At 49.1% G+C, this 597-nt stretch carries 1 rRNA gene; it reads right to left on the bottom strand.

The features are described 5' to 3' along the window. Positions 1–532, bottom strand: a 23S ribosomal RNA gene (locus Q8X48_RS29800); the annotation flags it as partial. Positions 533–597 lie beyond the last annotated feature (65 nt).

Consider the following 597-nt stretch of genomic DNA (forward strand, 5'->3'; position numbering starts at 1 on the left):
GGCTCCCACTGCTTGTACGCATACGGTTTCAGGATCTATTTCACTCCCCTCTCCGGGGTTCTTTTCGCCTTTCCCTCACGGTACTAGTTCACTATCGGTCAGTCAGTAGTATTTAGCCTTGGAGGATGGTCCCCCCATATTCAGACAAAGTTTCTCGTGCTCCGTCCTACTCGATTTCATGACTAAGAGATTTTCGCGTACAGGGCTATCACCCACTATGGCCGCACTTTCCAGAGCGTTCCGCTAATCTCAAAGCCACTTAAGGGCTAGTCCCCGTTCGCTCGCCACTACTAAGGGAATCTCGGTTGATTTCTTTTCCTCAGGGTACTTAGATGTTTCAGTTCCCCTGGTTCGCCTCTTGCACCTATGTATTCAGTACAAGATAACCATCTTATGATGGCTGGGTTCCCCCATTCAGACATCTCCGGATCAAAGTCTGTTTGCCGACTCCCCGAAGCTTTTCGCAGGCTACCACGTCTTTCATCGCCTCTGACTGCCAAGGCATCCACCGTATGCGCTTCTTCACTTGACCATATAACCCCAAGCAATCTGGTTATACTATGAAGACGACATTCGCCGAAAATTCGAATTTCTCAA

The organism is Pseudomonas sp. QLc11A, from assembly GCF_052112305.1.
Classification (GTDB): domain Bacteria; phylum Pseudomonadota; class Gammaproteobacteria; order Pseudomonadales; family Pseudomonadaceae; genus Aquipseudomonas; species Aquipseudomonas laurylsulfatiphila.